We start from the raw sequence: 24,547 nt of genomic DNA, 5'->3' as shown, positions 1-24,547 counted from the left end.
GGTGATCAGGCGTTCGGGTCTTCCGACGAGCCTTTTTTCACGAACCGGCGGTCGCAATAGCCGCACTCGACGAAGTCGTCTTCGCCCATTTCCAGGTAAACCCGGGGATGGCCTAGCGCGCCGCCACCGCCATCACAGGCGATACGGTGGTCTTCGGTGACGATCACTTCCGGCGGCGGAACCGGGATGGATGCATTGGCCATTGTCGGTGCCCTCATGGACAGATGATGAGACGATCCCTAGGTATGGTGCCTAGTTATGGCGCTTGACCCGTTTCCGTCAATTCCGAGGCGACATGTCCGACAGTTCAAATCTCCCCGAATACGCCCTTGAAGCCATTGGTTTGAAGAAGACCTATGCCGGTTCCGGCTCGGCTCCGCCCAAGGAAGCGCTCAAGGGCGTGGACCTGCGCGTGCCGCGCGGCTCCATTTTCGGCCTTCTCGGTCCCAATGGGGCCGGCAAGTCGACCTTCATCAATATCTTTGCCGGTCTGGTGAACAAGACCTCCGGCACGGCGCGCACCTGGGGGATTGATATCGACCAGGACAGCCGCGCCGCGCGTGCCGCGATCGGTGTCGTGCCCCAGGAAATCAATATGGACGTGTTCTTCACGCCCCGTGAGACCCTGGAGCTGATGGCGGGTTTCTATGGCGTGCCGAAAGCGGAACGCCGCACCGATGAGCTGCTGGAAGCCGTAGGTCTGACCGACAAGCGCGATGCCTATGTGCGCCAGCTCTCCGGCGGCATGAAGCGCCGCTTGCTGGTGGCCAAGGCCATGGTCCACACGCCGCCCGTCCTGGTGCTGGACGAGCCGACGGCCGGTGTCGATATCGAGCTGCGCCGCCAGCTCTGGGATTATGTCCGCGAACTGCATGCCCGCGGCACCACGATCGTGCTGACCACGCACTATCTGGAAGAAGCCCAGGAGTTGTGCGACGAGATCGCCATTGTCGACCAGGGCGAGGTGATTGCCTGCGAGCCCAAGGAAACCCTGCTCAAGCGGATGGATTCCAAGACCCTGGTGATCGAGCCGGTGGAAACCCTCACCGAAGTGCCGGCCGAGTTGGCCGGCTATGATGCGGAAATCCGGGAGAATGGCGCCCTGGCCATCACCTATCGCTATGGCGAGCAGTCCGTGGCCGAAATGATCGAGAAATTCCGCGCGTCCGGAAACCGGATCGATGATCTGCGCACCGAGGAAGCTGATCTGGAAGATGTCTTCCTGGCCCTGACCTATAATCGTGAACCGGCCTGACGCTTTGGAAAAGCGGGACAGGTGCGGGATTTGTCCCCCGCAACCTGCCCCTTTTTCGGCATGATTGGCCCGCATCCTGCGCAGGCATCCAGGGGGATGCACTGCGGACTTGTCCGCAGGGATGACAAGGGAGGGTAATATGCGTGCACATCCGGTCCGGCGAATTGTCGCTTTCTTTGTGTCCGTGCCGCTCTTCCTCGCCCTCGCCTGGTTCTTCGGCATTTTCATCCAGCCCCAGGGGCAGATCGGCGCCGGTTTTGCCGCCGGCCTGATCCTGATCTCGGCGATCACCGCGCTCTGGGTCCATGCCTGGATCCTCAAGCCCGGTCCCAAACTCCGCTTCCGCAATCGCGGTGTGGACGGATATGACCGCGATTGGGGTGTTGGCATGACGGGTTATGCCGAGCATCAGCGCGGAGGCCGCCGTCGCCGCGAAGACGATACCGGCGATGATCTGGGTGGACGCCGCAATTCCGGCGACCTGGATGACGCCGATGGCGATGGTATGGAAGACGGTAGTTTCGCCTGATTTTTCAGTCGATAACGCCATGCACGAGGCCCGCTCCATCCGGACGGGCCTCTTTCTCTTGACAATAGTTAGATGAATAGCTAATTGTCTAAATCATGAGTGATGTTTTCAAAGCCCTCGCCGACCCGACCCGCCGTCAGGTTCTGGAGCGTCTCAAGTCCGGCCCCAAATCCGCCGGTGAGCTGGCCGCGGACTTTCCCGTGTCCAAACCCACCATGTCCGCGCACTTCGCCGTGCTGCGCGAGGCCGGTCTGGTGACCACGGAGCGCCAGGGCAAGTCGCTTATCTATCATCTCAACGTGTCCGTCCTGGAGGAGGCCCTGCTCGGCTTTGCCGGCCTGTTCGGCCTCGGATCGGATACCCCGAAAGGAGACACCCAATGATCACCCGCAATGTCGGTTTTGCCATGGGCTATGCCGCCCTCATCATCCTCACTGCCCTGGCCGCCGCGCTGGCGAACGGGCAGGGCTGGATCCCGGACAGCATGCCGGACCGGGTGCTGGGCATCGTCATGGGGATCACCATCGTGATCTTCTCCAACCCGGTCGCCAAACGCCTGCCCGGTGAGGCCTCCAATCCCGCCAAGGCCGCCTTCAAGCGCTTCTTCGCCCTGGTCATGGTTCTGGCCGGTCTGGGTCACAGCCTGGTCTGGCTGCTGGCTCCGATCGACCTGGCCAATTGGATCGCCATCAGCGTCGTTCTCACCGGCTTCGTCCTGATCGCCGCCCGCACCCTGTTCAAGGGCACCGGTCCCGCCAGCGAATAGCCAGGCTGAAAAGACAGAGCGCAACCCAATTGCGCCGCGCCCCGGCATCGGGTAAGCCTCGCCTTCCACGCACCCATAGCTCAGCTGGATAGAGCGCTGCCCTCCGAAGGCAGAGGTCAGAGGTTCGAATCCTCTTGGGTGCGCCATTTTTCTTTTTTGTTGCCGCTCCGCTCGACCCGAGCCTGTCACAGCATTCGGTGCCGGGGTCGTTGCTCACATGGAACGCGGCTCAGGCGGGCGTCTAGATCGCAGGTGTGGCCAGACGTTCCCGATAGTCGGTGAGCGCTTGGGCGAGACCGGCTTCCAGGGTGATTTCCGGTTTCCACCCAAGGCTCTCGAGCACTTCGATGTCGAGCTGTCTGCGGGGGGCGCCGTCCGGTCGTTCGGGGTCGAAAACCAGGTCTCCCGTCAAACCCGCCACACGCATGATCGTGCGGGCCAGATCCGCGATCGTCAGATCGATCCCGCTGCCCACATTCACCGGGGCCTTGCCGCCGTGATACTCCATGAGATGACACAGCGCGCGGGCACAGTCATCGACGTGCAGGAAATCCCGCCGGGCCTGTCCGCTGCCCCAGACATGGAGATCCGTCTCACCGCGCAGCCGGGCCTCCTCGGCCTTCCGGATGAGCGCCGGGATGACATGGGAGTTTTCCAGATCATAGCGGTCGCCGGGCCCGTAGAGATTGGTGGGAAGGGCGGCGATGAAATTGGCGCGGTACTGGCGCTGATAGGTTTCGCACAGCTTGATGCCCGTCAGTTTGGCCATGGAATAGCCCTCATGGGCCTCTTCCAGATGCCCTGTCATCAGGCTCGCCTCCCGAAGGGGCTGGGCGGCCGATACCGGATAGACGGCTGACGAGGCGACATAGATGAGCTTTTCGACGCCGATCTTGCGCGCGGCATCGATCACGCTGACCGCGATCAGGATATTGTCGCGCATGAATTCGGCAGGGCGCGTCTTGTTGGCGAGGATGCCGCCGATCGTCCCGGCTGGCAGGAAAACCACGGAGGGTTTGACAGCCTTGGCCCAGCGCAGGGTCGCATCGCCATCCCGCAGGTCCAGGGCCCTGCGGTCCGCCCCGACGACATCGCGAAAGCCCCGGCGATCCAATTCCCGGACCAGAGCCGAGCCCAGCATTCCCGTATGCCCGGCGACCCAGATCCGCTTGCCGGCCAGGCTGAAGACCGGTTCCGGTTTCACGCGGCGTCCCGGGCTGACAGGGCCCTTTCGAACACGGCCTCAAACCGGTCCGCCACCCGGTCCAGGTCGAAATTGGCCTCGGCATAGGCGCGGCCGGCTTTGCCGGCGCGGGCCGCCTCTGCCGGATTGTCCAGATAGGACTGTGCTGCCGTGACAAACCCGTCCGTATCACCGGGTCCGACGACAATTCCGGCGCCACTTTGCGCAATGATCTGGGCGGCCAGATTATCTTTTGGGGCTGACAGGATGATCGGTCGTCCCGCACACAAATAGGACAGGACTTTTGACGGAACGGAGAATTCGCCCGCTTCCTCTTCGATAACAGCGGTCAGGACATCGGCAGAGCCAAGAACCTCGGCGAAGCGATCAAAGGGCTGGAGCGGGAGCAGATGCAGGCGGTCCAGACCGTCGCGCGCCTTGACGCTCTCCAGCGCATCCTTGCCAACTCCGAAGGCGACAACAACCATGTCTGCCAGGCCGGAGCGGGCGATGGCCTCCAGCAGGCGGGGGTCATGCTTGAGCGCGAGCGTGCCGGTGTAGAGGCAGACGGGTCTGCCGCTGAGGCCATGCTCGTCTGCCCATGAATTCTGCTTGTCCTGCACCGGGATTTCGTCGATGGCGCCCCAGTTCGGGATCACGGAAATCCTGTCCTCAGGGATGCCCCAGGCCGAGGTCTGGGCGCGGAAGGCATCGGTGATCAGGACGATATGGTCCGCCGACCGCATCTGCCGGCGGTCCAGGAATGTGTACCAGGCGCCAACCAGATGGCCGGGGCCGGGCAGTTTCCTGTGCAATAGCCGCGCTGCTGCAATGGAATAGAAGTCCTGACACCAGAACACAAAGCCTGCGCCGGCCGTGCGGCAGGCCTTCAGCACGGGTTCCTGTGCTTCCGTGGGTGTGTTGCCGGAGATGACGATGTCTGGCCTGTCGGCAAGAATCCGGGCGGCCAGGGCCTTGCCATAGGCGATGTCGCCGGAGCGTCGCTTGATGAAATTCGTCTTGGAGTAATCGCCCGGCGTTTCGATGGCGGCGAAATCCAGTGTCGCCGGGTCGTCGAGCTGTCGTGTCATCCGGCCCTTCGGCCCTGCATCCCCGGCAAAGAAGGCGTGCAGGACCTGATGGCCGCGGCGGGCGAGCCGACGGCTCAGTTCTGCCTGAAAGGGGTGGCCGGCATAGTCATGCAGCAGGATCCTCATCCGGCAGCTCCTGACTGGGCGCTATTCCGCAGCGATCCGTTGATTGTGCAGGCGCTGGATTTCCCCGGAAATCCAGCCATAGGTCTTTTCCATCCCGGTCCGCAGCGATTGGGATGGGGCCCAGCCCAGCTTCTCCCGGATCAGGCGGTTGTCGGAATTCCGGCCTCGGACGCCCAGCGGTCCCGGGATGTTCTTGATCCCGGTATCCTTGCCCGCGATGTCGATCACCATTTCGGCCAGGCCGTTGATGGTCACCATTTCCTCGGAGCCGATATTCACCGGCCCTTCGAAGTCCGAACGCAGGAGGCGGATCGTGCCTTCCACGCACTCATCGACATAGAGAAAGGACCGGGTTTGCAGCCCGTCACCCCAGACCTCGATCGATTGACCCGGTTCGGCCAGGGCGATCTTGCGGCACATGGCGGCCGGCGCTTTTTCCTTGCCGCCCTGCCAAGTGCCTTCGGGGCCGAAGATGTTGTGGTAGCGCGCCACCCGGTTCTGCATGCCGTAATTGCGGTTATAGGCCAGATAGAGGCGTTCCGAGAACAACTTCTCCCAACCGTATTCGCTGTCAGGATTGGCCGGATAGGCGGAGTCTTCCGAGCAGTTCGGATTGTCCGGGTCGAGCTGGTTGTGCTCCGGATACATGCAGGCGGATGAAGAATAGAAGACCCGCTTATTGTTCCGCTTGTAGCAGGCATCGAGCACATTGAGATTGATCGTCGCCGAATTGTGCATGATGTCGGCATCATTCTCGCCGGTGAAGATATACCCGGCACCGCCCATGTCGGCGGCGAGCTGGTAGACCTCGTCAAACTTCCGGTCGACGACGTCACGAACCACAAGTTGATCTCTCAAATCCCCAATGACGAAGTCATCAGCCTCGGTTTCTGCGTGTTCGTTGAACTTCAAATCAACGCCACGAACCCAGAACCCCTCGCGCTTGAGGCGCTTCACGAGGTGGCCGCCGATAAATCCCCCGGCGCCACATACAAGTGCTGTCTTGGCCATCCCAACGATCCCCCGATCTGCGGACTGCACGTAAAGCTAGAATGATGCACTGCAGCATGGAGTCAACAAGAATCGGGCCGGATGTGGGACAAACTTATCCCCGCAAAGATTGCTGGCACTAGGGTTCCCGAGTGTGGTGAGCGCAAATTGTTGCGCCGCATCAATCGCATGGAGGAAATATGTCGTTAGAACAAAACCAGGTCCGCGGGCTTTCAAGTCCGCCCTCTTTTGCCTTCCAGATCGTCCCGGATGATGCTGCGGATCTGCCGAAGCCGACCCGGGGGCTGATGGTCGGGACAGCCGGCGATGTCGCCATGATCACATTGGCGGGCGATACGATCGTGCTTCCCGGGCTTTTGCCGGGCGTCCAGTATGCGATCCGCGCCCGTCGTATTCTGGCCACCGGCACGCTGGCGGCCAATATTGTGGGGCTGGCATGATCGGCGGACCGGGCCTGGCGCTGGCTGGCGTGCCGGCCTGGCCGGGCTGGGCCTTTCCGGGCGCCAGGCTCGACCTCGATTTCGAGAACAGGCGTTTCTGGAATGGGCAATCTCAAGAGGCGCTGCAGGACCTGCCTGAATGGAGTGGTGCTGAACCGCTTTTGGCTTCACCCGGGCTTGTCTGTGATGGCGGAGAAGCCTGGCCGCTCGGACCTGTGTTGACCCTGGGCCAGTCAGGCGTGGATTTCGCCTTGCGGATTGACGTCAGCGAAGACGGCAGCGCCCAGGAAACGGGTTATCTCGCCATCCTGCATGATGGCAGCCTGGACAATCGCCTGGCCGTGCTGACAACCCGCAGCAATCTGACCTGTCGCCTGACGCTGGATGGTGCGGAGCACTTCACGCGGCATGTTCCGCTTCCCTCGGGGCAGCGCTATGCGGCCAGCATGGGTGTGAGAGGCGGAGTGGCCTGGCTCGGGCTGGAGGGCCAAACCCCGCTTTCGGATCTGGTGCCGGGGGTGGGTACCCTGCACACGCTGGATATTGGCGGGTTCAATGCGAGCCTTCCCTTGATGGGGCAGGTGCACCGGCTCACGCTCTGGATGGGGAAGGCTGTTCCGCCCGGCGCCACGGCCCTCAACTAGCAAGCGTATTGCAGTGCAGCATCGCCCGGCCTAGGCTTCGGCGTCTGTGCTGTCCGCACTGTGTGGCCGGGGCCAAAACGCCCCGGCCTGCCGGGCCCGCGGGCGAAGCAGTGGGGGGCAGCGTGACCGGCAGTCTGAGGCAGGTAACCATTCGCGGAGCGTTCTGGCTGTTCCTGCGCTTTGCCGGCCGGCAAGGCGCGAACACGGTCGCCTTCTTTACGCTCGCAGCTTTGCTGACCCCGGCGGAGTTCGGTCTCGGTTCCATTGCCGTTGCGATCGGGATGCTGCTGCGGATCGCCGTGATCCGGGGCTTCCGGGACGCGGTTATCCAGGCTCCGGAGCTCACACCACAGGTCCGTGATACAGCCTGGTGGCTCAATATCGGCCTTGGTCTGGCGCTGGCGGCCGGACTTGCGGTGATGTCGCCGGTTCTCGGCGGATTGATTGGCCTGCCGGGCCTGGTGCCGCTTGTTCTGCTGGCCGCACTCATTCCGGCCATCAGTGCTGTAAGCGCGATTCAGGAAGCCTTGATTGAGCGCGCTTTCCGGCACCGCCAATTGACCTTCGCCCAGTCCATCGCTTCGGCAAGTGCGGCGGTGCTGGCGATTGTGTTCGCTGCGAACGGGCTGGGGGCCTGGGCTGTTGTCGCCTACTCGGTGGTGGAAATTGCCGGTGTTGCACTGGTCACGGCGATCGTGGTGCGCCAGCTGCCCGGTCTGGCATTTGACGGTGACCGCGCGCGCAATCAGATCCGCTTCGCTGTCCCCCTGATTTCGAGCGCCTTTCTCAGCGGCGGTTTTCCCCGCATGGTCCAGGTCATCCTGGGTGGTCTGCTCGGCGCTGCGGCCACGGCACAATTCCGCGTCGGCCTGCAGGTCTACCAGCTTCTCTACCAGACAGTTTGTGCCCCCCTTCTCCAGGCGCTCCTGCCTGCCTTTTCGAGGGTTGAAGACGGGCATGGTGAGCGGTTTGGGCGCGCTTTCTCCCTGGTCTCTGCGATGGCCTTTCCTGTCTTCCTGGGGGCCGCCGCGATTTCACCTGTTTTCATCCCCGCCATCCTCGGCCCGCAATGGCAGATGGCCGGGACGCTCGCGCAGATCCTGTGTCTGGCTCTGCTCCCCCTGGTCCTGGCCCAGGTCCTGGAACCGCTCCTGATCGCGCGCGGAGCCACCGGCCGGGCCCTCCTGCTAGCGGGGCTGGGTGTTGTGGCGGGTCTCGCGGCCGTCAGTGCCGGCGCGCTGGGCGGTGATCTGGTCCTGGCGACATCCGCCATGATCGTGCGCGGTCTGGTCACGCTGGTCCCGGCAGTCTGGATCCTGCGTGAGGCCTTTGCGCTCCCGGCGTCCCGGCTGGCCGGCCTGTCCCTGCCTTATCTTGGCGCGGCAGCCATCATGTATGCCGCGGCGATCGGCGGACTGGCCCTGAGTGTGAGCGTACCGCCTTTGCTGCAAGTGGGAGTCGGCGTCCTCATGGGCGGGTCTGTCTATCTCGTCCTGGTCCGCTTCGGGCTGAAGCGCCTGGCACCGCAGGCCTACCAGCTCCTCGAAGCAAGTGTGCCTGCCCGCGTACGCCGCTGGCTCTAGCCAGGCTGGCAGGTCCCGTATTCTGGCGATGAAAGAATATGCCGCCGAAAGCGAGGATGAGCAGGAAAGAGGTCGGATGGGCAAAGCTCAGATAATTCGGTTCCGACACGAAAATCGGCGCATAGCACAGCAGGAATGAGAACATCGCGGCATCGAGCCCGTCCCGGCCAAGCGCAACGCGGCGGGCATAGGCGACCAGGGTATATACAAATATCAGGGCATAGAGCGCGAGACCGAGAAGGCCGACATCGAGCGCCAGATTGATGGCCCCGCTATGGGCGTTGGAGAAAACATTGCCTTCGATCAGCGATTTTTCGGTGCGTGTCCGGAAGCCATAGCCGGTCAGCTCGCGTTCCTGCAGCAAGCGCAGGCCATTGCTCCAGTGATCAGATCGTCCCGTGAAACCGGAGCCGGAAAGCCGCCCCTCATCGCTGACACCCAATGCCCGCGAGGAGACGTCCTGCGCGATCTCGACCAGGGGTTCGAAACTCATCACGCCGGCCAGCAGGACGAACAGGCCCAGAAGTGCCGGCACGGTCACATTCCGGACCCGTCTGAGGAAGGGGACGACCAGCCAGAGGCTGCACCAGAAGATGAACAGGCTGATCAATATGGTTCGCGACTGGGTGAAGCCGATCACGATCAGGGCCAGGGCGAAAAAGGCCAGCCGGATGCGCGAGGTCAGGGTCGAGGCAAACACCATCACGACCAGGGCGAAATGGGCCAGCAGGTTCGGCGTGATCCAGCCGAAGGTCCGCGCCCGGATCGGCAGGAGCACAGCCAGCACCGCCAGCAGGACAAGGATGACCAGGCAGGCCTGGGTCATCTCGCGGCGGATCACGTCCGGTGATCGTGTCCAGTAAAGCGCCGAGGCGGTCATGATGACCGCGAACAGGATGGTATAGATGAGTGTTTTCTGGGGGTCCGCCGACCAGGTCACCGAGAGCAGGCACCACAGGCAGAAACCGGACCACAAAAGCAGATAATTTGTGTCGAGCCGTGCCCGGCGGAAGCGTTTCAGGGAGCCGAGCACGCCAAGTCCCACGAACAGGACAACACCGATAATCTGGAAACGCGTCGAGACTTGGGAATAACGGAACGTGTCCGCATATCGGGCCAGGGCTGAGAGCGGCAGCATGATCAGCAGAAAATAGGCGGCCAGCGCCTGTTGCGTTGTCCAGGCGAGGAGCGGCTTCATGATTGCACCTCCGCTCTGGCGCGGGCTGTCTTGGCTGACAGGGCATGCTCATAGGCCGCGGTATGAGCCCGGACGCAGGCATCGACCGAGAGATGGGTGCCGGCAAATCTGCGCCCCTGCTCCCCGAACGCCTTGCGGCGATCCGCATTGTCGGCCAGATCGAGGATGTGTCGCGCCATCTCGCCGGCGCCCAGACTGTGATTGAGATGGCCTGTTTGTCCGTCCAGCACGCTGTCGGGCACGGCCCCCACCGCGTTCGCCACTACAGGCAGGCCGGTGGCCATCGCCTCCGCCACGACGATCGACGCGCCTTCCCCGCGCGAGGGCAGACAGAAAATGTCGAACCCGTTCATGCACCGGGCGACCTGGGAGCCGGGGTCGATGAAATCGACCCGTCCTGTCTCCAGCAAGCCGTCTTGCCGGGCCGGGCTGATGACCTCACGCTCATACCAGTCGGCATAATGCGGCTGAGGCGCCCCGCAAATGCGAAGCTTTACGTCGGCTCTTTCCGGCCCGATTTCCCGCATCACTTCGATCAGCAGGCTGTGGTTCTTGTTCGGTCCACGTCCTCCTACCGTCCCCACAACGATGTCGCTGTCGGTGACGCCCCATTCTGCTCGCACGGCGTGCCGTGCGGTCGGGTCCGGCCTGAAGGCTGCCATGTCGACCGGGGCGAGAAAGCCGAAAGTCTTCCCGCTCTCCCGGTCCAGACCGGGATGGGTTCGGACAAGGGAGCACCCGGACGTCATGATGGCTGAGGCGATCCGGCGGACCCAGGGCGTGAAGAGTGATTTCAGGGCCCGTGGCGGCTGATCGGAATGCAGGACCCAGACGACCGGAATGCCTGTCATCCAGCCGGCAATCGCGCTGTGAAAATGCAGCAGGCCATTGGTCTGCACGATGTCGATATTCTCTTGCCGGATCAGGCGGATCAGCCGGTAGATGTCGAGCGGAACCGACAGGAAGAAACCGGCCTGGACAAGCGGGTTCAGCGATTTGCGGATCCGCCTCAGCGGGATGGAGATCACATCCAGACCGGCGTCCCGCAAACGGTCCGCGCCCGTATCCCCTTCGGCCTGTGGCAGGACCATGATCCAGTCAAAGCCGGCATCCCGGCAGGCCGGTCCGATGCGTTCCGCCAGCGTATGGATGCCGCCCCATCGCGGTCCATGGATCACTGACAGGACGCGCTTCATACCACGCCCCTGTCCGAGGCGGAGCCGGCAACGGCTCGGGAAAGCCGCGCCTCAAACATAGCCGAGCTCCTCCAGCAATCGGCCCGCCTGGGCATCGAAGGCGGCCTGGACCGGTGGTGTGAAATGCTCGACCCAATTGCCCACCTTGCCTTGGCGGAAAGTGTGGGATTTGCCGCCGCTGACCGCGTTCATGACCCTGTCGCGCTGATCCGGGTCGAGCGTTTGAGGGCTGCGCGCCTGGTAGGCGTCGGCCAGGCGGGAGGCGACGGCTTGCGGATTGGTCCGGGCCTCCTCGAAGCTGACGGCGAATACACCGTCGGCCGATTTCCATCCCGTATAGGGGGCCAGTCTTTCAGCCAGGCCGGGAAAGCCGGCCGCTTCCACACCATTGATAATGGCGATCAGGCGTTCCTCATCGGATCCCATGCCGCGGATGGCCTTGGAGATGGCGTTCCAGGAGACGGCATCCCGCAAGTAGAAGAGTGATGACACAACGACATCCCTCGGGTCCCGGTAGATGAAGATGTTCAGCGCATTGATGCGCGAGAGTGCGGCATGGGTGGCATCGGAATAGTGCAGATGTGCGCCGATTACTTCGCCCGGCACGATCCGGTCGATGTGGAAGTCGATCTCACCCTGCTTGCGCAGTCTCAGACTGGTGGAGGGGGATTGCGCGAGAAAGCTGCCGAAATAGCGGGTCCGGGGCAGGGCGCGGGCCATCTGCATCATCAGATGGGTTCCGCTTTTGGGGATGGAATTGACGATGACGGGCGGCTGTTGCGCGAAACGGAGACTGGGCGACATCAGGCGGTCCAGCGTTCGCGGCGCCTGCAAGGCGTAGGCGATCCCCTTGCGTGCCAGGTTGGACTTGCGGGCCAGGCCGCTATCAAGCGGATGAAAATTCATCATCAAGCCTCCTCGAAAGCGGTGCGGAACAGGTCGGCGCGGTCCGGAGAGGGCGCAGAGGCTTCGGGGCGCGCGGCCAAAAGCGCTTCCAGCGCGGTCTGCGCGGCCTCAGTAGCGATGGGCATGTTGCCGGACAGGCGCAGCTCGGCGGGCAAGCCGATCTGATCGGCAAAATCCGTGACTTTGCGATTATAGCTCACAATGGCGGTCGGGCGGCCGATCAGCCAAGCGATCACTGCGGCGTGGAAGCGCGTTGCGATCATGCCGCGGCAGGCGGCGGTCTCCGTGACCAGCCTGTCCACATCGCCGTCATAGGCGATGATCTTCACGCGGTCCCGGCAGGCCTCCGGCAGGCGGGCGGCGAAGCCTTCGGCAATCTCGATATCATTGGGGCGGCCCGGGGCGGTCCAATAGCAGAACAGGGCCAGTTCCAGGCTTGGATCCGAGGTCATAGCCGCGCCAACAGCCTCAATCAGCCCGTCCCAGAAGGTCGCAGCCGGGGCATTGTCCAGGAATTGTGCCATGTCCAGAACCGACAGGCCCAGCCGGTTGTCCGGTGTGACAGTGCTTCCGGCGTTCCGCAGACCTTCCCGGGCCAGGAAGGCCAGATCGCTGCCGACCACCAGCTTTCCCGCCGCATCCGGTGCCAGGCGCAGGACTTCGTCCGCGCTGGCCTGGTCCCGGACATGGATGCGGTGGGCTGCGCGCAGGGCCAGCCGTGTCGGACGTTGTGCGGCCCGGCTCTGAAGGGGGCCGATCCCGACCCCGACCATCCGGACCCGTTTGCCCAGAAGGCGGGCCAGGCAAAGCAGGCCTGCATAGGCCCACAAATGTTTGACATAGGCTTTGCGGATGTCGGCGCGATAGGAGTCGTGAAAAATCGTGCCGCCCGCCATGACGAATTCTTTGCACCAGAACAGGCTGGCGATGATCTGTTTCAGCGATCTGGGAACAGTCTGGATGTCCGGGCCCAATTGCCGGGCCAGATAGGGAGCACCTGAAAACACACGCAGGGTCTGCTGCGGCCCGCGGAGTTGATCGCACAGGGCGCGGATCATCAGATCGTCACCGAAATTGTGACGGCCATAATAACCCAGAAGTGCAATCTTAGATTCCCGGATCATGCCGCCTCCCCCGTCTCCCCCGAAAGGCTGTCCTGCCCATATTTGTGACAGCTAATTCGCACTCGCACAATCGCGAGGCAGCTCGGAGGCCCCTATAAATAAGGCTTGACGGGCGGGAATCCGCCATTGATCCCCCAAAAATGTTGCGACGCAGCAACAGTTGATGGTGAATCGAAACCCGCCTTCACACTCCGTTTCCCATGGGGGAGGGCTTCCGCTAGCGTTCTACGCAAGGTTTAGTCTGCATCCGGCGATGGGGGTTGTTGTGAACAGTCAATCGCGCAGCGGTTCCTTCGGCGGTGCCGGAGTGACTGTCGAGGACGCCGCTCCGTTGCGGAGCGTGCCCAAGCGGGTGTTGGACATTCTGATGTCGGCCGGCGCTCTGGTGTTTCTGGCCCCGCTTCTGATCACTGTCGCCCTGTGTATCCGGATCACCGACCCGGGTCCGGTCCTGTTCTCGCAGGAGCGGATCGGGCTCAGGGGGCGGCGGTTCCGGTGTTACAAATTCCGCTCCATGGTGGTGGATTCCCAGGCGCGTCTCAGGGCGCATCTGGCAGCCAATCCCGATGCGGCGGCCGAATGGGAGCGGGATCACAAGCTCCGGAATGATCCGCGGATCACGCCGATCGGGCGATTTCTCCGCAAAACCAGCCTGGATGAGTTGCCGCAGCTCGTGAACATTCTTCGCGGCGACATGTCCGTGGTGGGGCCCCGGCCGATCGTGGAGGCGGAAATCGTCAAATACGGGCCGTCCTTTGCCGCCTACTCAGCGGTCCGGCCCGGGCTCACCGGGGCTTGGCAGGTCGGTGGGCGCAGTGACACCTCCTATGACGAGCGGGTGGAGCTGGATGTCGATTATGTCGAGCGCTGGAGTCTCGGACGGGACATCAAGATTGTCTTGCTCACCGTTCCGGCTGTCCTGCTCAATCGTGGTGCCGTCTGAGCCCGGGCAGGCCGCGCGAGCTCTTCCAATCGTCGCCAGGTTGCAGAATTCGGGCCCTGGCCTGCGCCTTCATGTGTCGATTGCAAGTCATGGCAGGCCAATAGACACCATTTTTTATGATTGGTCGTGACGGATTCTTAAGGGCTACCATCTATCGTTGTTGTGCGTCTGGCCCTGTGTGGGCGCATGTGTTGAGCGAGAGATGATCATGACGGCTCCCCGTCCACAATCCGAGACCCCGCAGGTGCGGGATCGCCTTGAAAAGGCTGAGGCCGTGTTCGGGCGAGAGCTGGAATCCTGCAATCCTGTTGGTTCCGAGCCTCTCCGCCTGCTGGGTGAGATTGAAGCGCGTTGGGGCCAGCCGGCCCTTTGTGATGATCGCTGGTCTGTGCGGCAGACCGTCCTTTTTTGTCTGGTGAGTTGCGGCAGTTTCTGGGCTCTTGCCCTCTACGGATTGGTCTCACTCACCCGCTGAGCGTCCCGACGCTCCTGAATTCTTCCACGATAGGGGCATGCTGATTGCATGCCTGTGACCGCAAGCGGATCGGACCGGATGCCCATGGTGTCTGGAATGGTTTAGGGTGGCAGTTCGGTATCCGCCTGCAGGGGGTCGGGCCAGGTCAGGCGTTCGGAAGCATGTTTGAGGCACTCAAAGGATGGATGCGGGGTCGCGGGGCTGGGCCGGCACCGGAAATCGCGCGGCTCACCTATGCCATCGGCGATATTCATGGCCGCCGGGACCTCTTGCGTCGTTTGCTGGATCGCATCGAGGATGACCGGGAAGGGCGACCGGCAGAGTATATTTTCCTGGGCGATTATGTGGATCGCGGCGATGACTCAGCGGGCGTTCTGACGGACTTGATCCTGCTCGGGGCGCGTCCGGATATCAGCGTGGTCTTTCTCAAGGGCAATCACGAAGCTGCGATGCTCGACTTCCTCAAGGATCCGGCCAAGGGTCCGGAATGGGTGCAGTATGGGGGTGGCGAAACGCTGGCATCCTACGGTGTCCGCCCGCCCCGCGCTGATGTGGCGCAGGACATGGAGGCCTGGACAGAATGCCGCCGGGCCTTCTCGGAGCGCCTCACGCCGGCCCATCGCGGTTTCCTCGATCGATTGGGGTTGATGGAAAAGCGGGGCGACTATCTTTTTGTCCATGCTGGTGTCGATCCCAATCGTCCCTTGGAGGAGCAGGGTGAGCCGGAATTTCTCTGGATCCGCGACGCCTTCCTGGCCAGCTCGAAGCGACTGGACCACGTCGTCGTTCATGGGCATACCCCTGAAGACCGCCCGACCTGCAACGGGCGGCGGATCGGCGTCGATACCGGGGCCTATTTGACCGGGAAACTGACGGCCGCCTGTCTTTTCGGGCGCGACGTGAAATTTATTTCGACCTGAGCGGGCTTGCCGCATTTGTCCCGTGCTGCGGCGGGTCATGATGGGCGGGCTGTCTTGGTTACTGCGGATCGTGTGACCTTGTTCCCGAACGCTTGCGGTGCCTGAGCCAATCATCTGAATTCATGTAAAAATTTACACGGACGTCCTTTGGCGGCCCGCGTGAAACGGTGCGTGCTGAGCCGGCTCTCTTAATACTTATTTCCAGTATATTTCATGGTAAACGAAACAATAAGCGCATTGTTAAAGTTATAATCAAATATACTTTTAAATGTAAAACCGCGCTCCGCGCTATCTAAACATGTCTTCACTAGCTTTGCGCTCTCAATCTGGAGGGCGCGCTAGTGTTCGGCAATTTGGTCTCAGCTTCGAATTTGTTGCGCATGATGGTGGTGGCTGGCCTCGCCATTTGTGCCAGTGCCTGTGCAACGACGACCGATGCCTCGTCGCCTTTTGTCATGGGCAGCGTCGCATCCGCGCCGACAGGTCTGATCGACCTGTGTCACACGGGCGGTCTAGACTGTCCGGATGCAGATGAGCCGACCGGAGACCTCGTGGAGCCTGCCACGGGAGGCGGTGTGAAATCGAACGAGCCGCGCGAGCCCCTGGTCGAGCCCGCGCCGGAACCGGAACGGACAGCCGAGCAGCCGGAACCGGAGCGTGTCGCCTTCGAGCGTTTTGACGAAATCGAGCAGGTCAATCGCGCGATCAACCAGCGACTTATCTGGCGGTCCGATCTCGACCAATACGGGGTTGAGGAATTCTGGACCTTTCCGCTGCAGGCCGGGCTTCGCTATGGGGATTGTGAAGACTTTGCGCTGGAGAAGCGGCGTGAACTTCTCGAACGCGGTTTTCCGCCCTCAGCTCTTGCCCTGGCGACAGCCTATTCCGAAGAGACCGGGCTCCATGCCGTGCTCGTCGTGCGTACAAACCAGGGCGATTATGTTCTGGACAACACCACGCCGTGGGTCCTGCCCTGGAGCCAGAGCCCCTATCGCTGGCTGACAATCCAGCAAGGCGAGAGCCTGACGGCGTGGCGACTGATCGAAGCCTGAAGCCGGGTCTCCTTTGGCCGGTGCTTTTCGCAAATGCGAAATTTCCCGGCGTTTAAAACGCATTGGGCCTAGCCGCCGGGTTGGAATTTTCTTTTGTGTCAGGCATTGTGGCGCGTGTTGCGCTGCACACTTCGTCTGGGGATGAGAGCGGGCGCGCCGCGGATCCAGGGGGACGTCGTGACCAGAATCTTCATCTCGATAGCCATGGCGCTGTTTGCGGTCGCCTGCCAGACCACATCTGTTGCCCCGGGCCCGGATGCGGCGGCATCGACCCAGTTTCGCGAACGCGCAGAATACCGTCTGGGCACAGGCGATCAGATCCGCGTCATCGTCTATAATGAGGATTCCCTCTCGGGCGAATTCCTGGTCGATGGCAGCGGCCGGGTCAGTCTTCCCCTGATCGGTCAGGTCGATGCGGGCGGGCTGAGTCTTTCGGAATTCGAGGATGCCGTGGAGCTGCGGCTCTCTGACGGCTATCTGAATGATCCCCGCGTCAATGTGGAAGTGCTCAATTTCCGGCCCTTCTACATTCTGGGCGAAGTCGAGGAGGCGGGGGAATATCCCTACACGGACGGCCTGACCGTCATGAATGCGGTCGCGACGGCGGGTGGCTTCACCTATCGGGCCAATACGCGGGTGGTCTATATCAAGCGCGATGGCACGGACCAGGAAGTCGCCATTACCCTGTCGCCCAGCACGCCGGTTCAGCCGGGTGACACGATCCGTATCGCTGAACGCTACTTCTGATCGCCGCGAATTGCGTGGTCACCGCCCTGCATACCTATTCTTGGCGCGCGCTTCCGGTCTGGCTTGTGGCCATTGCTGCGCTTCTCTACGGCGCGGACGAACCGCTCGCCAGCCTGGCCCTGTTCTGGCCTGCGGCTTTTCTGACCATCGGCGTGCTGCTGTTCGGCCGTCCCGTGCCGACCTTTCCGGAAACCGCCCTTTTCTGCGTGTTCGCGATGGTGGCGGGAATTCATGTCTGGACCGGGCGGTGGCCCGTTGCCGCGCCTGAGTTCGCGGCCCTCGCCTTTTCCCTGGCACTACTGTTCGTGGTGCCGAGGCTGGCACGAACCCGGGCGGTGATCACAAAGCTCTTTGACCTCATCCTGGTCCTCGGCGCGATCCTGGCCTTCTTTGCCTTTCTTGATTTCGTGACGGACACGACGACGCAATGGGGGCAACCCAAACCCTACCATTCAGGCCGCCTGTCCACGCCCTTTCTTTCGGCCAACACGGCAGCCACCTTCTATGGTGCGCTTGTCATTCTCGCGATGGCCCGCCTGCTGTGCGCTGTGCGCGCCAAACCCCCTTCGCGACAGTCTGGCGATCGCACCGGGCATAGGTTGAAGACCCTGATAATACCGGTTTCGACCCTGATCCTGTGCGGTTCTGATCTCTTTCTGACTGCTTCGCGCGCGGGGATAAGCCTCGCAATGTCCGGAGTGATCCTGCTGCTGATCTGGGATGGGTTGGCGCACTGGCGGCAATCGGGCGGGGCCGCGCCGCCTTCACAGCGAAACCTGCCTTGGCTCTTCCCCCTCATCGCATGCCTGCTGGGGCTCCTCTTCATGATGTCCGGCACTCTCTACGCGTCCCGGCTCGATCTGGACGGTCTCGGCATGGGCAATCGCGCTCAGGCCTTCGCAGCCTATTGGGAGGCTCTGCGTCTGAGGCCCGTGTTTGGAGACGGGCTGGGAAGTTTCGCCTACACCAATGATCTGATTGCGACGGCCAGCCAGGCGGAGGTCCGTCAGCTCCAGGGGGCGGCGCACAATGTGCTCCTGCAATGGGGGCTGCAGGCCGGTATCGCCGGAACGGTAGCGATGCTGATCGTCTGGAGCGGTCTGTGGGAAGGGATCCGGCGCGGCTTGCGCATGCGCCGGCGGCAGCGGACCGAGCTGCGGGCTGTTCTGGTCATCATGCTCGTGGTGGCCGCCCATGGCATGGTGGACTACGCCCTCGAAATCCCCGCGATGAGTGGTCTGCTCGCACTTTTGATCGGTCTTGCCCGCGCCATTCTCTGGCGAAGACAGGGAAGATAGGCATGCGGACTTATGCAGCGGACAAACTATCCGGGCCGATCCGGCGGGTCATTTCGATGGCTGCCATCCTCACGGTCATGGGTTTGCTGACAGCGCAGACCTTGTCTCATGCCCGTGCGGGGCGGATACGCGCCCTCGATAATGTTGCATTGCAGCAACAACTAGACCAAGAAAATTTCAGAGTCCTGGGCTATCCAGAGCTTCTGGCGGTCGCTGATCATGCCTTGCATGGCATGCCTGAACGCCCCGAAGTCGCCGTTTCGGCACTCGAGCGTGTGCTTGAAATTGAAACCAGAGATGGCAGTTCTTGGGCCAGATTGGCCTTCGCTTATGCAAAAAGCGATGGCTTCTGGACGGATCGAGCGTCTGGCGCCCTACGAGAATCCTACCTCAGGATGCCTTATGCAGATCAGCAATTCATGCTTTGGCGGTTGGGTTTAGCCGAACACTACTGGCCTTCGGTCCCCGACGCATTGAGGCAGGATGTGCTGCGGGAAGCCCGACTGGTCAGGCCCGGTCTGGTCCAGCGTGAATGGCCCCGCATTTGGGAAAGTCAGGCTGCTCACGCGGGCGATTGATCATCAAATGGCGTCGCGTCAAGCGAATACTCGCGATGCGGATCAGGAAGTTTTCTGAGCCCTCCTGAGCCAAGTGCGGCGATTGTCGCGATTTTGGCCTTCGATTACTCTTTGAGTTGGTGTTTGCGCTGCGGCAACCAAGGGTGCTGCGGCTGAAACATCCTGCGGGGCAAGAGTTATCAGGGTGGTGATCATGATGAATTTCAAATTGCCGAGCTGGCGTTCGGCCCTGGCGGCGACCGCTGTCTTGAGCGCATTTTTCGCACCGGTTTCTGCGGCCTCTGCGGCTGCCGCTCTCCAGGAAGAGGGGCCGTCTGCTCAGGAGGTGGCTGATGCCGTCCAGGCAGCCATTGATGCCCTGCCGGCGGATGCAACCGAAGCGGAAGTCCAGGCAGCCATTGATGCTGCAGTTGCGAGCACGGGTGCCGATCCGGCAACGGTTGCGCAGGCGATGAGTGTCGTCGCCGCAAACAATGCGTCCAATCCGGTCGTCGTTGCGGCCGCCAATGCGACGTCGAGTGCCGCGACCGGGGGCAATACCGGGGGTGGCTCCAGCGGCGGCAGTGGTGGTTCGGGCGGGGGGAATTCGAATCCGCCTCCGCCTCCATCGACGCCGGGCGGTGGAACATCTGACTACTAGGGTATCGCCCGGGCTTGCTCAGGCGCGCCCGGGCATTGCGGTTTATCTTGGTTCCGGAGCGGGACCGATCGGGCAGGTTGGGGGATAGTCTATGTCGCGAACGCTTGGTCTTGCGGTTCTGGTTCTGGCGTTGACGGCGGTTGGAACCGGGTCGGTTCTGGCCCAGGGTGACAGCATGTTCCTGCGCGACCGCAATACGTCTGTGATGGAGCGCGAACGCCCGGAATACACGGCTGACGGCATTCAGAAAGGTGCTTTCCTTTTCAATCCGGCACTGACTCTGGGTGTGGAGTACAATGACAATATCTACGGAGCCTCGGCGTCAGAGCAGAGTGACTTCATCGGTATTCTCAATCCCGCGCTCGATGTGTCCACGACCTGGTCCCGACACTCCCTGTCCGGCAATGTCGCCGCAACGCGCCGTGAATATGCGGACTTCAGCGATGAAAGCGTCTGGCATTATCAGGGCAGTGCGCTGGGCCGGCTCGATATCGTCCGGGGTGCCTTTTTGGAGGCCAATGCGTCCTATGCGGACCTGACCGAACCGCGCACGAGCGCCGGTGCAGCCAATACGGCCGCCGAGCCGATCCAGTACACGACCGACCAGATCGGCTTGCGTGGGGAGAGGGAGTTCGGGCGAACCAAATTTCAGGCCGGCGCCACATTGAGCGGGTTTGACTATCAGGATGGAATTCTGGTCGGCGGCGGCGTTGCAGACCAGGATTTCCGGGACCGGAGTGAAACGCTCTACACAGTGCGGGGTGATTACGCGCTCAGTCCGGCGAGCTCGGTTTTCGTCCGCGGGCGGTTCAATGAACGTTCCTATGATCTTGTGCCGCCGGCGGCGCCGCTCTTGCGGGACTCCAAGGGATATATCGCGGATATTGGTGCCGACTTCGATATCGGTGGCGTGGCCCGGGGCAGTGTGGCTGTCGGCTATATCGAACAGGACTATGAGGATCCCGGCCTGCCCGACATTGATGGCTTCAGCACGGATGTAGTGGTGGACTGGTTCCCGACACAGCTGACGACCGTCTCCGGCACGGCTTCCCGGGGTGTCTATGATGCCGCGGTTGCCGGCAGCGGTGGCTTTCTCGGCACCGCCTTGGGCGCAACTGTGGATCACGAGCTTCGGCGCAATGTCGTCGTGTCCGGGGCCGTGACCTGGGGCACGGATGAATATTTCGGCATCGACCGCGAGGATGAGCGTTGGTCGGCCACGGTCTCAACAACCTGGTACGTGAACCGGAACGCCGGTGTGCGCGCTTCCGTGGCACATTTCGAACAAGAATCGAGCGGTGCCGACGGAAATCAGGATTTCAGCTCGAATGTGGTTGCTGTGAGCCTCGTCCTTCGGTCGTGATGGCCGGAGCAGACAGAACGCGGCTGCTGATGGCTCAGCTTTTGAGGCACCGGCCATCGGCCGCAGAACCGGTGTAGTCATGACCCGACCCATAGATGTTTCGGCTTTTGATCAGGGTTCCGACCTGATCGATCTGGGCGCGCTGATTGCGATCCTGCGCCGGAGATTATGGACATTGCTGTCGTCCAGCCTGCTGGTCTTCCTGCTCGTTGTCCTGGTCACGCTGCAACTCACCCCGCGCTACACCGCGACTGCCCAGGTCGCGATCGAGGTCCGGCAGTCGCAGGTTATCGATTTCGAAGCGGTCATGTCCGGTCTGCCACCGGACTCTGCGGCGGTGGACACAGAGGTGGAAATCCTGCGCAGCCGACAACTCGCCGGTGCGGTGGTGGACCGTCTCGGTCTCGTCGCTCACCCGGAATTCAACCCAACCCTCCGCACTCCCGGCTTGTTGGACCGGTTGAAGAGTGCTGCCCGAGGCCTGGTTTCCGCGCTTGTGCCGGCGAACGCAGCGCCCGGTCCGGACACCGGCGAGGCCGCGCGTGACAGCGCTGTGGCCGCGCTTCTTGAGGCGACCAGTGTGCGCCGGGCCGGTCTCACCTATGTCATCAATATCACGGCAACATCGGAGTCGCCGGCGCTGGCCCGGGATATCGCGAACGCCTATGCCGACCAGTATATCGTCAGCCAGCTTGAGGCGAAGTATGCGGCCACGGAGCGGGCCAATGAGTGGTTGAACGAGCGGGTCGACTCGCTGCGTGACCAGGTCAGGGCCCGCGAGGCGGCAGTCGCGCAATTCCGCAATGAGGCCGGCCTGCTCGATGCTGAAGGTGCGACGCTGACCGAACAGCAGATCACGGATGTCAATGCGCAGCTCGTTCTCCAGCGGGCGGAGCTGGCCGAGGCTGAGGCACGTCTGCGCACGCTGCGCCAGCAGCTCGACCGGGGGGCGAGTGCCGACTCCATTTCCGAAGTTCTGCGGTCTGACGTGATCCGTGACCTGCGGTCCCAGCAAGCGGAGATCTCTCGCCGCCGGGGTGAGTTGAGCTCCCGCTATGGTCCGCGGCACCCGCAGATTCTGACGGTCGAGCGCGAACTTGCGGATGTGGCTGAACAGATTGATCTGGAGATCCAGAGGATTGTGAACAATCTGGACAATGATGTGGATGTTGCCCGCGAGCGCGTCCGCTCTCTGGAGAGCAGCCTCGCCACGCTGCGTGACGAGCTGGCCGAGAATTACAGCGCGCTGGTCCGGCTTCGTGAATTGGAGCGGGAAGCCGAAGCGAGCCGGACCCTGTTCGAGAGCATTCTGGCCCGCTTCCAGCAAACATCCGAACAACAATCCCTGACGGAGTCCGATGCGCGCATCGTCTCGACAGCGGCGCAGCCGCGTGCGCCCAGTTCGCCCAAAGTGCTGCTGAACCTGGCTCTTGGCCTGGTGCTCGGCGCGCTCGTTGGCGTCGGCCTGGTCGCTCTTTTGGAAGTTTTCGACACGGGCGTGCATTCGGGCGGGGATGTGGAGCTTAAGCTGGGCCAGGCCCACATCGCGTCCGTACCGCGCATCCAGTCCGGCTTGATGAGTTCGCTGTCGCGCAAAACGGTCTCGCCGCCCAAATATATTTCCGACAAGCCCCTGTCCGGTTTTGCCGAGAGCTTCCGCAATATCCGTTCGGCCATTCGGCTGAATGCCATGGATGCGCCGATCAAGACCGTCGCTGTCACCTCGGCCGTGCCGGGTGAGGGCAAGACCACAGTAACGGCCTGTCTTGGGCAGATCGCGGCTCTGGCTGACAGCCGGGTTTTGGTCATGGATTGCGATTTGCGGCGGCGATTGCTGACGCTGGAAATTGCACCGGATGCCGAGGTGGGCCTGCTGCAGGTTCTCAGTAGCGATGTCGCCCTGTCTGACGCCATCCAGCATGTCGAGGCGACCGGGTTAGATGTGCTGCCGCTTTCAGCGTCACAGTTCACGCCCAAGGATGTGTTTGGCAGCGCCGCATTCGCTGAGCTTCTGCGGAGTGTGCGGGATCAGTATGATCTCATTCTGCTTGATACGGCGCCGGTTTTGGCCGTTGCGGACACACCGGCGATCGTCAGTCAGGTCGATGCCACGATCTGCGCGGTGCGCTGGCGCAAAACACCTGTCAGTCTCAGCCGAATGGCGCTGTCCGCCCTGGACGCCGCCAAGGCGCGGGTCTTGGGCGTTGTCCTGAACAATGTCGATCTGAAAGCCCAAGCCCGCTACGGCTATGGCGGTGGTTATTATGGCTATTACCAAGCCTATCAGAAATACTACAGCCAGTAGCGGCTGGGCCGGTCAGGCGAGGCACCACAGCCCGGTGCAAATGCCGAAGAAGAGCTGCATGCACAGGTCCAGCAGGCCGGTGATCACAAGAAGGGGCAGGCCGAGATAAAGAAACACCAGCCAGACCGCCATGAGCGTCGGCCGGGGTTCAGGAATACGGTGCCCCATCACCGTCTGGGCCTTTTTCGCGAACATGCGGGCGTCTCCGTTTCCGACAGGTCTCGACTTCCGGGCCCGACATCCCTAACCCTTCGCGGGATGAAACTCGACCCCGAAATCCCTCGTCCGGTCTGGGATGCAGCGCTCGCGCAGACGCCGGCGGCCTTGCAGCAGGACTGGAGTTATGGAGAAGCCCTGCGCGCCCTCGGCGCCGATGTGCGCCGTGTCGGATTGATCGACGATGGTGCGCTCGTGGGTTTGGCCCAGTTTACCACCAGGCGGTTTGGCCCGGTAGGCGTTTCGCTTTGCACGCGCGGGCCTGTTTGGTTGGAGGATGTGCCGGATGCGACGGCGACCGAGGCCTATCGGCGCCTGAAGGGGGCGGTCAATCGGGCCTGGCCCCGCGTAACACTGCTTACCCCGGATGAGACCGTGCCGGCGGGAGTGGGGCGAATGAAACGGGTGATGACCGGCTATTCGACCGTGCTGATCGACCTGAGCCGGTCGCTTGAGGACTTGCGTGGCGCGCTGGACGGAAAATGGCGCAACCGTCTCAATGCCGCTGAGAAATCTGCATTTAAGGTGCAGGAGAATTCCGCAAAGCTGGCCCAGTTTCGATGGTTGCTGGATACGGAAGAGGGGCAGCGCGCCGCGCGTGGCTACCGGGCGACGCCGGCCAGCCTTGTCCCCGCATTCCTCGAAGCCAAGCAGGACAGGAATAGCGTCCTCATTCTGCGGGCCGACGAGGGAAAGACGAAAATCGCGGCGATGATGTTTCTTATCCATGGCTGCGCTGCGACTTATCACATGGGCTGGGCCAATGAGGCTGGCCGGAAAACGGGTGCCCATAATCGATTGCTTTGGGGGGCGCTGGAGCGGCTGAAAGCCCGTGGTGTCAAGCAGTTGGATCTGGGTGGGGTGAATACGGTCTCGGGTGCTGGCATTGCGCGGTTCAAGCTCGGAATCGGCGGCAAGCTGGTCACCTTGGGTGGGACGTATTTCTGAGGGGCAGGAT

At 62.3% G+C, this 24,547-nt stretch carries 26 protein-coding genes and 1 tRNA gene; 18 read left to right on the top strand and 9 right to left on the bottom strand.

Annotation, left to right across the window (positions count from 1 at the left end; genetic code table 11):
- Positions 1–5: 5 nt before the first annotated feature.
- A complete protein-coding gene (locus I0K07_RS01525) occupies positions 6–203 on the bottom strand; it encodes a zinc-finger domain-containing protein (RefSeq protein ID WP_138513153.1) in 198 nt (65 codons plus the stop codon).
- Positions 204–295: 92 nt separating this feature from the next.
- Between I0K07_RS01525 and I0K07_RS01520 the strand changes: the two genes are divergently transcribed.
- The 5 genes from I0K07_RS01520 (at position 296) to I0K07_RS01500 (ending at position 2,696) form a co-directional block, all read left to right on the top strand.
- Positions 296–1,255: an ABC transporter ATP-binding protein gene (locus I0K07_RS01520; protein ID WP_203290899.1), complete on the top strand. Its 960-nt coding sequence runs from the start codon at positions 296–298 to the stop codon at positions 1,253–1,255.
- Between the two features lie 139 nt (positions 1,256–1,394).
- On the top strand, positions 1,395–1,784 hold the full coding sequence (locus I0K07_RS01515) for a hypothetical protein (protein WP_203290898.1): 390 nt from the start codon (positions 1,395–1,397) through the stop codon (positions 1,782–1,784).
- Positions 1,785–1,879: 95 nt separating this feature from the next.
- On the top strand, positions 1,880–2,167 hold the full coding sequence (locus tag I0K07_RS01510; RefSeq protein ID WP_203290897.1) for an autorepressor SdpR family transcription factor: 288 nt from the start codon (positions 1,880–1,882) through the stop codon (positions 2,165–2,167).
- The gene (locus I0K07_RS01505; RefSeq protein ID WP_203290896.1) at positions 2,164–2,550 is read left to right on the top strand and encodes a hypothetical protein; all 387 of its coding nucleotides are present in this window, start codon (positions 2,164–2,166) and stop codon (positions 2,548–2,550) included. The genes I0K07_RS01510 and I0K07_RS01505 overlap by 4 nt, the downstream gene beginning before the upstream one ends.
- 69 nt (positions 2,551–2,619) lie before the next feature.
- A tRNA-Arg gene (locus tag I0K07_RS01500) sits at positions 2,620–2,696 on the top strand.
- A 95-nt stretch (positions 2,697–2,791) separates the two neighbouring features.
- Here the strand turns inward: I0K07_RS01500 and I0K07_RS01495 are convergent.
- From I0K07_RS01495 to I0K07_RS01485, 3 genes are read right to left on the bottom strand one after another with little or no spacing between them, the layout of a single operon-like run.
- On the bottom strand, positions 2,792–3,754 hold the full coding sequence (locus I0K07_RS01495; RefSeq protein WP_203290895.1) for an NAD-dependent epimerase/dehydratase family protein: 963 nt from the start codon (positions 3,752–3,754) through the stop codon (positions 2,792–2,794).
- Positions 3,751–4,950: a glycosyltransferase family 4 protein gene (locus I0K07_RS01490; protein ID WP_203290894.1), complete on the bottom strand. Its 1,200-nt coding sequence runs from the start codon at positions 4,948–4,950 to the stop codon at positions 3,751–3,753. The genes I0K07_RS01495 and I0K07_RS01490 overlap by 4 nt, the downstream gene beginning before the upstream one ends.
- 21 nt (positions 4,951–4,971) lie before the next feature.
- On the bottom strand, positions 4,972–5,961 hold the full coding sequence (locus I0K07_RS01485) for an NAD-dependent epimerase/dehydratase family protein (RefSeq protein WP_203290893.1): 990 nt from the start codon (positions 5,959–5,961) through the stop codon (positions 4,972–4,974).
- Between the two features lie 179 nt (positions 5,962–6,140).
- On the opposite strand from I0K07_RS01485, the gene I0K07_RS01480 reads away from it, so the two are divergent.
- From I0K07_RS01480 to I0K07_RS01470, 3 genes are all read left to right on the top strand, one after another.
- Positions 6,141–6,401 (top strand): spike base protein, RCAP_Rcc01079 family, encoded by a 261-nt coding sequence (locus I0K07_RS01480; protein WP_203290892.1) that lies wholly within the window; start codon positions 6,141–6,143, stop codon positions 6,399–6,401.
- Positions 6,398–7,045, top strand: a complete 648-nt coding sequence (locus I0K07_RS01475) for a hypothetical protein (protein ID WP_203290891.1) — start codon at positions 6,398–6,400, stop codon at positions 7,043–7,045. The genes I0K07_RS01480 and I0K07_RS01475 overlap by 4 nt, the downstream gene beginning before the upstream one ends.
- A gap of 122 nt (positions 7,046–7,167) precedes the next feature.
- Positions 7,168–8,628 (top strand): oligosaccharide flippase family protein, encoded by a 1,461-nt coding sequence (locus I0K07_RS01470; RefSeq protein ID WP_203290890.1) that lies wholly within the window; start codon positions 7,168–7,170, stop codon positions 8,626–8,628.
- Here I0K07_RS01470 and I0K07_RS01465 read toward each other — a convergent pair.
- From I0K07_RS01465 to I0K07_RS01450, 4 genes are read right to left on the bottom strand one after another with little or no spacing between them, the layout of a single operon-like run.
- Entirely contained in the window at positions 8,513–9,826 is a 1,314-nt protein-coding gene (locus I0K07_RS01465; protein WP_203290889.1) for an O-antigen ligase family protein, read from the bottom strand. The two genes, I0K07_RS01470 and I0K07_RS01465, sit on opposite strands and share 116 nt — an antisense overlap.
- On the bottom strand, positions 9,823–11,022 hold the full coding sequence (locus tag I0K07_RS01460; RefSeq protein WP_203290888.1) for a glycosyltransferase: 1,200 nt from the start codon (positions 11,020–11,022) through the stop codon (positions 9,823–9,825). Before I0K07_RS01460 ends, I0K07_RS01465 begins: the two co-directional genes overlap by 4 nt.
- A 51-nt stretch (positions 11,023–11,073) precedes the next feature.
- Positions 11,074–11,931 carry a sulfotransferase domain-containing protein gene (locus I0K07_RS01455; RefSeq protein WP_203290887.1) on the bottom strand — a complete coding sequence of 286 codons (858 nt, stop codon included), beginning with the start codon at positions 11,929–11,931 and terminating at the stop codon, positions 11,074–11,076.
- Entirely contained in the window at positions 11,931–13,052 is a 1,122-nt protein-coding gene (locus I0K07_RS01450; RefSeq protein WP_203290886.1) for a polysaccharide pyruvyl transferase family protein, read from the bottom strand. The genes I0K07_RS01455 and I0K07_RS01450 overlap by 1 nt, the downstream gene beginning before the upstream one ends.
- A 265-nt stretch (positions 13,053–13,317) precedes the next feature.
- Here I0K07_RS01450 and I0K07_RS01445 point away from each other — a divergent pair, with 265 nt between their 5' ends.
- From I0K07_RS01445 to I0K07_RS01405, 9 genes are all read left to right on the top strand, one after another.
- Entirely contained in the window at positions 13,318–13,995 is a 678-nt protein-coding gene (locus tag I0K07_RS01445) for a sugar transferase (RefSeq protein ID WP_338041005.1), read from the top strand.
- A gap of 636 nt (positions 13,996–14,631) precedes the next feature.
- Entirely contained in the window at positions 14,632–15,390 is a 759-nt protein-coding gene (locus I0K07_RS01440) for a metallophosphoesterase family protein (RefSeq protein WP_203290885.1), read from the top strand.
- Positions 15,391–15,770: 380 nt separating this feature from the next.
- Entirely contained in the window at positions 15,771–16,442 is a 672-nt protein-coding gene (locus I0K07_RS01435) for a transglutaminase-like cysteine peptidase (RefSeq protein WP_203290884.1), read from the top strand.
- Positions 16,443–16,619: 177 nt separating this feature from the next.
- Positions 16,620–17,189 (top strand): polysaccharide biosynthesis/export family protein, encoded by a 570-nt coding sequence (locus I0K07_RS01430; protein ID WP_203290883.1) that lies wholly within the window; start codon positions 16,620–16,622, stop codon positions 17,187–17,189.
- Between the two features lie 14 nt (positions 17,190–17,203).
- Positions 17,204–18,487, top strand: coding sequence for an O-antigen ligase family protein (locus I0K07_RS16015; RefSeq protein ID WP_203290882.1), 1,284 nt, complete (start codon positions 17,204–17,206; stop codon positions 18,485–18,487).
- A gap of 56 nt (positions 18,488–18,543) precedes the next feature.
- Positions 18,544–19,065 carry a hypothetical protein gene (locus tag I0K07_RS01420; RefSeq protein ID WP_203290881.1) on the top strand — a complete coding sequence of 174 codons (522 nt, stop codon included), beginning with the start codon at positions 18,544–18,546 and terminating at the stop codon, positions 19,063–19,065.
- Positions 19,066–19,258: 193 nt separating this feature from the next.
- Entirely contained in the window at positions 19,259–19,705 is a 447-nt protein-coding gene (locus I0K07_RS01415) for a hypothetical protein (RefSeq protein ID WP_203290880.1), read from the top strand.
- A gap of 91 nt (positions 19,706–19,796) precedes the next feature.
- The gene (locus I0K07_RS01410) at positions 19,797–21,068 is read left to right on the top strand and encodes an outer membrane beta-barrel protein (RefSeq protein WP_203290879.1); all 1,272 of its coding nucleotides are present in this window, start codon (positions 19,797–19,799) and stop codon (positions 21,066–21,068) included.
- A gap of 79 nt (positions 21,069–21,147) precedes the next feature.
- Positions 21,148–23,373 (top strand): polysaccharide biosynthesis tyrosine autokinase, encoded by a 2,226-nt coding sequence (locus I0K07_RS01405; RefSeq protein WP_203290878.1) that lies wholly within the window; start codon positions 21,148–21,150, stop codon positions 23,371–23,373.
- Positions 23,374–23,385: 12 nt separating this feature from the next.
- Here I0K07_RS01405 and I0K07_RS01400 read toward each other — a convergent pair whose 3' ends face one another.
- Positions 23,386–23,568 carry a hypothetical protein gene (locus tag I0K07_RS01400; protein WP_203290877.1) on the bottom strand — a complete coding sequence of 61 codons (183 nt, stop codon included), beginning with the start codon at positions 23,566–23,568 and terminating at the stop codon, positions 23,386–23,388.
- 63 nt (positions 23,569–23,631) lie between these two features.
- On the opposite strand from I0K07_RS01400, the gene I0K07_RS01395 reads away from it, so the two are divergent.
- Positions 23,632–24,537 (top strand): lipid II:glycine glycyltransferase FemX, encoded by a 906-nt coding sequence (locus tag I0K07_RS01395; RefSeq protein WP_203290876.1) that lies wholly within the window; start codon positions 23,632–23,634, stop codon positions 24,535–24,537.
- The last annotated feature ends 10 nt before the right edge of the window (positions 24,538–24,547 follow it).

This window comes from Maricaulis parjimensis (assembly GCF_016817355.1).
GTDB classification, from domain to species: domain Bacteria; phylum Pseudomonadota; class Alphaproteobacteria; order Caulobacterales; family Maricaulaceae; genus Maricaulis; species Maricaulis parjimensis.
The sequence above is the reverse complement of the archived record's forward strand: the minus strand, read 5'-3'. Positions and strand labels throughout refer to the sequence as shown.

What these genes read in the sequence shown, in the direction of transcription:
- I0K07_RS01525 (WP_138513153.1), bottom strand. Translation starts at nt 203, where the DNA reads ATGGCCAATGCATCCATCCCGGTTCCGCCGCCGGAAGTGATCGTCACC.
- I0K07_RS01520 (WP_203290899.1), top strand. Translation starts at nt 296, where the DNA reads ATGTCCGACAGTTCAAATCTCCCCGAATACGCCCTTGAAGCCATTGGT.
- I0K07_RS01515 (WP_203290898.1), top strand. Translation starts at nt 1,395, where the DNA reads ATGCGTGCACATCCGGTCCGGCGAATTGTCGCTTTCTTTGTGTCCGTG.
- I0K07_RS01510 (WP_203290897.1), top strand. Translation starts at nt 1,880, where the DNA reads ATGAGTGATGTTTTCAAAGCCCTCGCCGACCCGACCCGCCGTCAGGTT.
- I0K07_RS01505 (WP_203290896.1), top strand. Translation starts at nt 2,164, where the DNA reads ATGATCACCCGCAATGTCGGTTTTGCCATGGGCTATGCCGCCCTCATC.
- I0K07_RS01490 (WP_203290894.1), bottom strand. Translation starts at nt 4,950, where the DNA reads ATGAGGATCCTGCTGCATGACTATGCCGGCCACCCCTTTCAGGCAGAA.
- I0K07_RS01485 (WP_203290893.1), bottom strand. Translation starts at nt 5,961, where the DNA reads ATGGCCAAGACAGCACTTGTATGTGGCGCCGGGGGATTTATCGGCGGC.
- I0K07_RS01480 (WP_203290892.1), top strand. Translation starts at nt 6,141, where the DNA reads ATGTCGTTAGAACAAAACCAGGTCCGCGGGCTTTCAAGTCCGCCCTCT.
- I0K07_RS01475 (WP_203290891.1), top strand. Translation starts at nt 6,398, where the DNA reads ATGATCGGCGGACCGGGCCTGGCGCTGGCTGGCGTGCCGGCCTGGCCG.
- I0K07_RS01465 (WP_203290889.1), bottom strand. Translation starts at nt 9,826, where the DNA reads ATGAAGCCGCTCCTCGCCTGGACAACGCAACAGGCGCTGGCCGCCTAT.
- I0K07_RS01460 (WP_203290888.1), bottom strand. Translation starts at nt 11,022, where the DNA reads ATGAAGCGCGTCCTGTCAGTGATCCATGGACCGCGATGGGGCGGCATC.
- I0K07_RS01455 (WP_203290887.1), bottom strand. Translation starts at nt 11,931, where the DNA reads ATGATGAATTTTCATCCGCTTGATAGCGGCCTGGCCCGCAAGTCCAAC.
- I0K07_RS01450 (WP_203290886.1), bottom strand. Translation starts at nt 13,052, where the DNA reads ATGATCCGGGAATCTAAGATTGCACTTCTGGGTTATTATGGCCGTCAC.
- I0K07_RS01440 (WP_203290885.1), top strand. Translation starts at nt 14,632, where the DNA reads ATGTTTGAGGCACTCAAAGGATGGATGCGGGGTCGCGGGGCTGGGCCG.
- I0K07_RS01435 (WP_203290884.1), top strand. Translation starts at nt 15,771, where the DNA reads ATGATGGTGGTGGCTGGCCTCGCCATTTGTGCCAGTGCCTGTGCAACG.
- I0K07_RS01420 (WP_203290881.1), top strand. Translation starts at nt 18,544, where the DNA reads ATGGCTGCCATCCTCACGGTCATGGGTTTGCTGACAGCGCAGACCTTG.
- I0K07_RS01415 (WP_203290880.1), top strand. Translation starts at nt 19,259, where the DNA reads ATGATGAATTTCAAATTGCCGAGCTGGCGTTCGGCCCTGGCGGCGACC.
- I0K07_RS01410 (WP_203290879.1), top strand. Translation starts at nt 19,797, where the DNA reads ATGTCGCGAACGCTTGGTCTTGCGGTTCTGGTTCTGGCGTTGACGGCG.
- I0K07_RS01405 (WP_203290878.1), top strand. Translation starts at nt 21,148, where the DNA reads ATGACCCGACCCATAGATGTTTCGGCTTTTGATCAGGGTTCCGACCTG.
- I0K07_RS01400 (WP_203290877.1), bottom strand. Translation starts at nt 23,568, where the DNA reads ATGTTCGCGAAAAAGGCCCAGACGGTGATGGGGCACCGTATTCCTGAA.
- I0K07_RS01395 (WP_203290876.1), top strand. Translation starts at nt 23,632, where the DNA reads ATGAAACTCGACCCCGAAATCCCTCGTCCGGTCTGGGATGCAGCGCTC.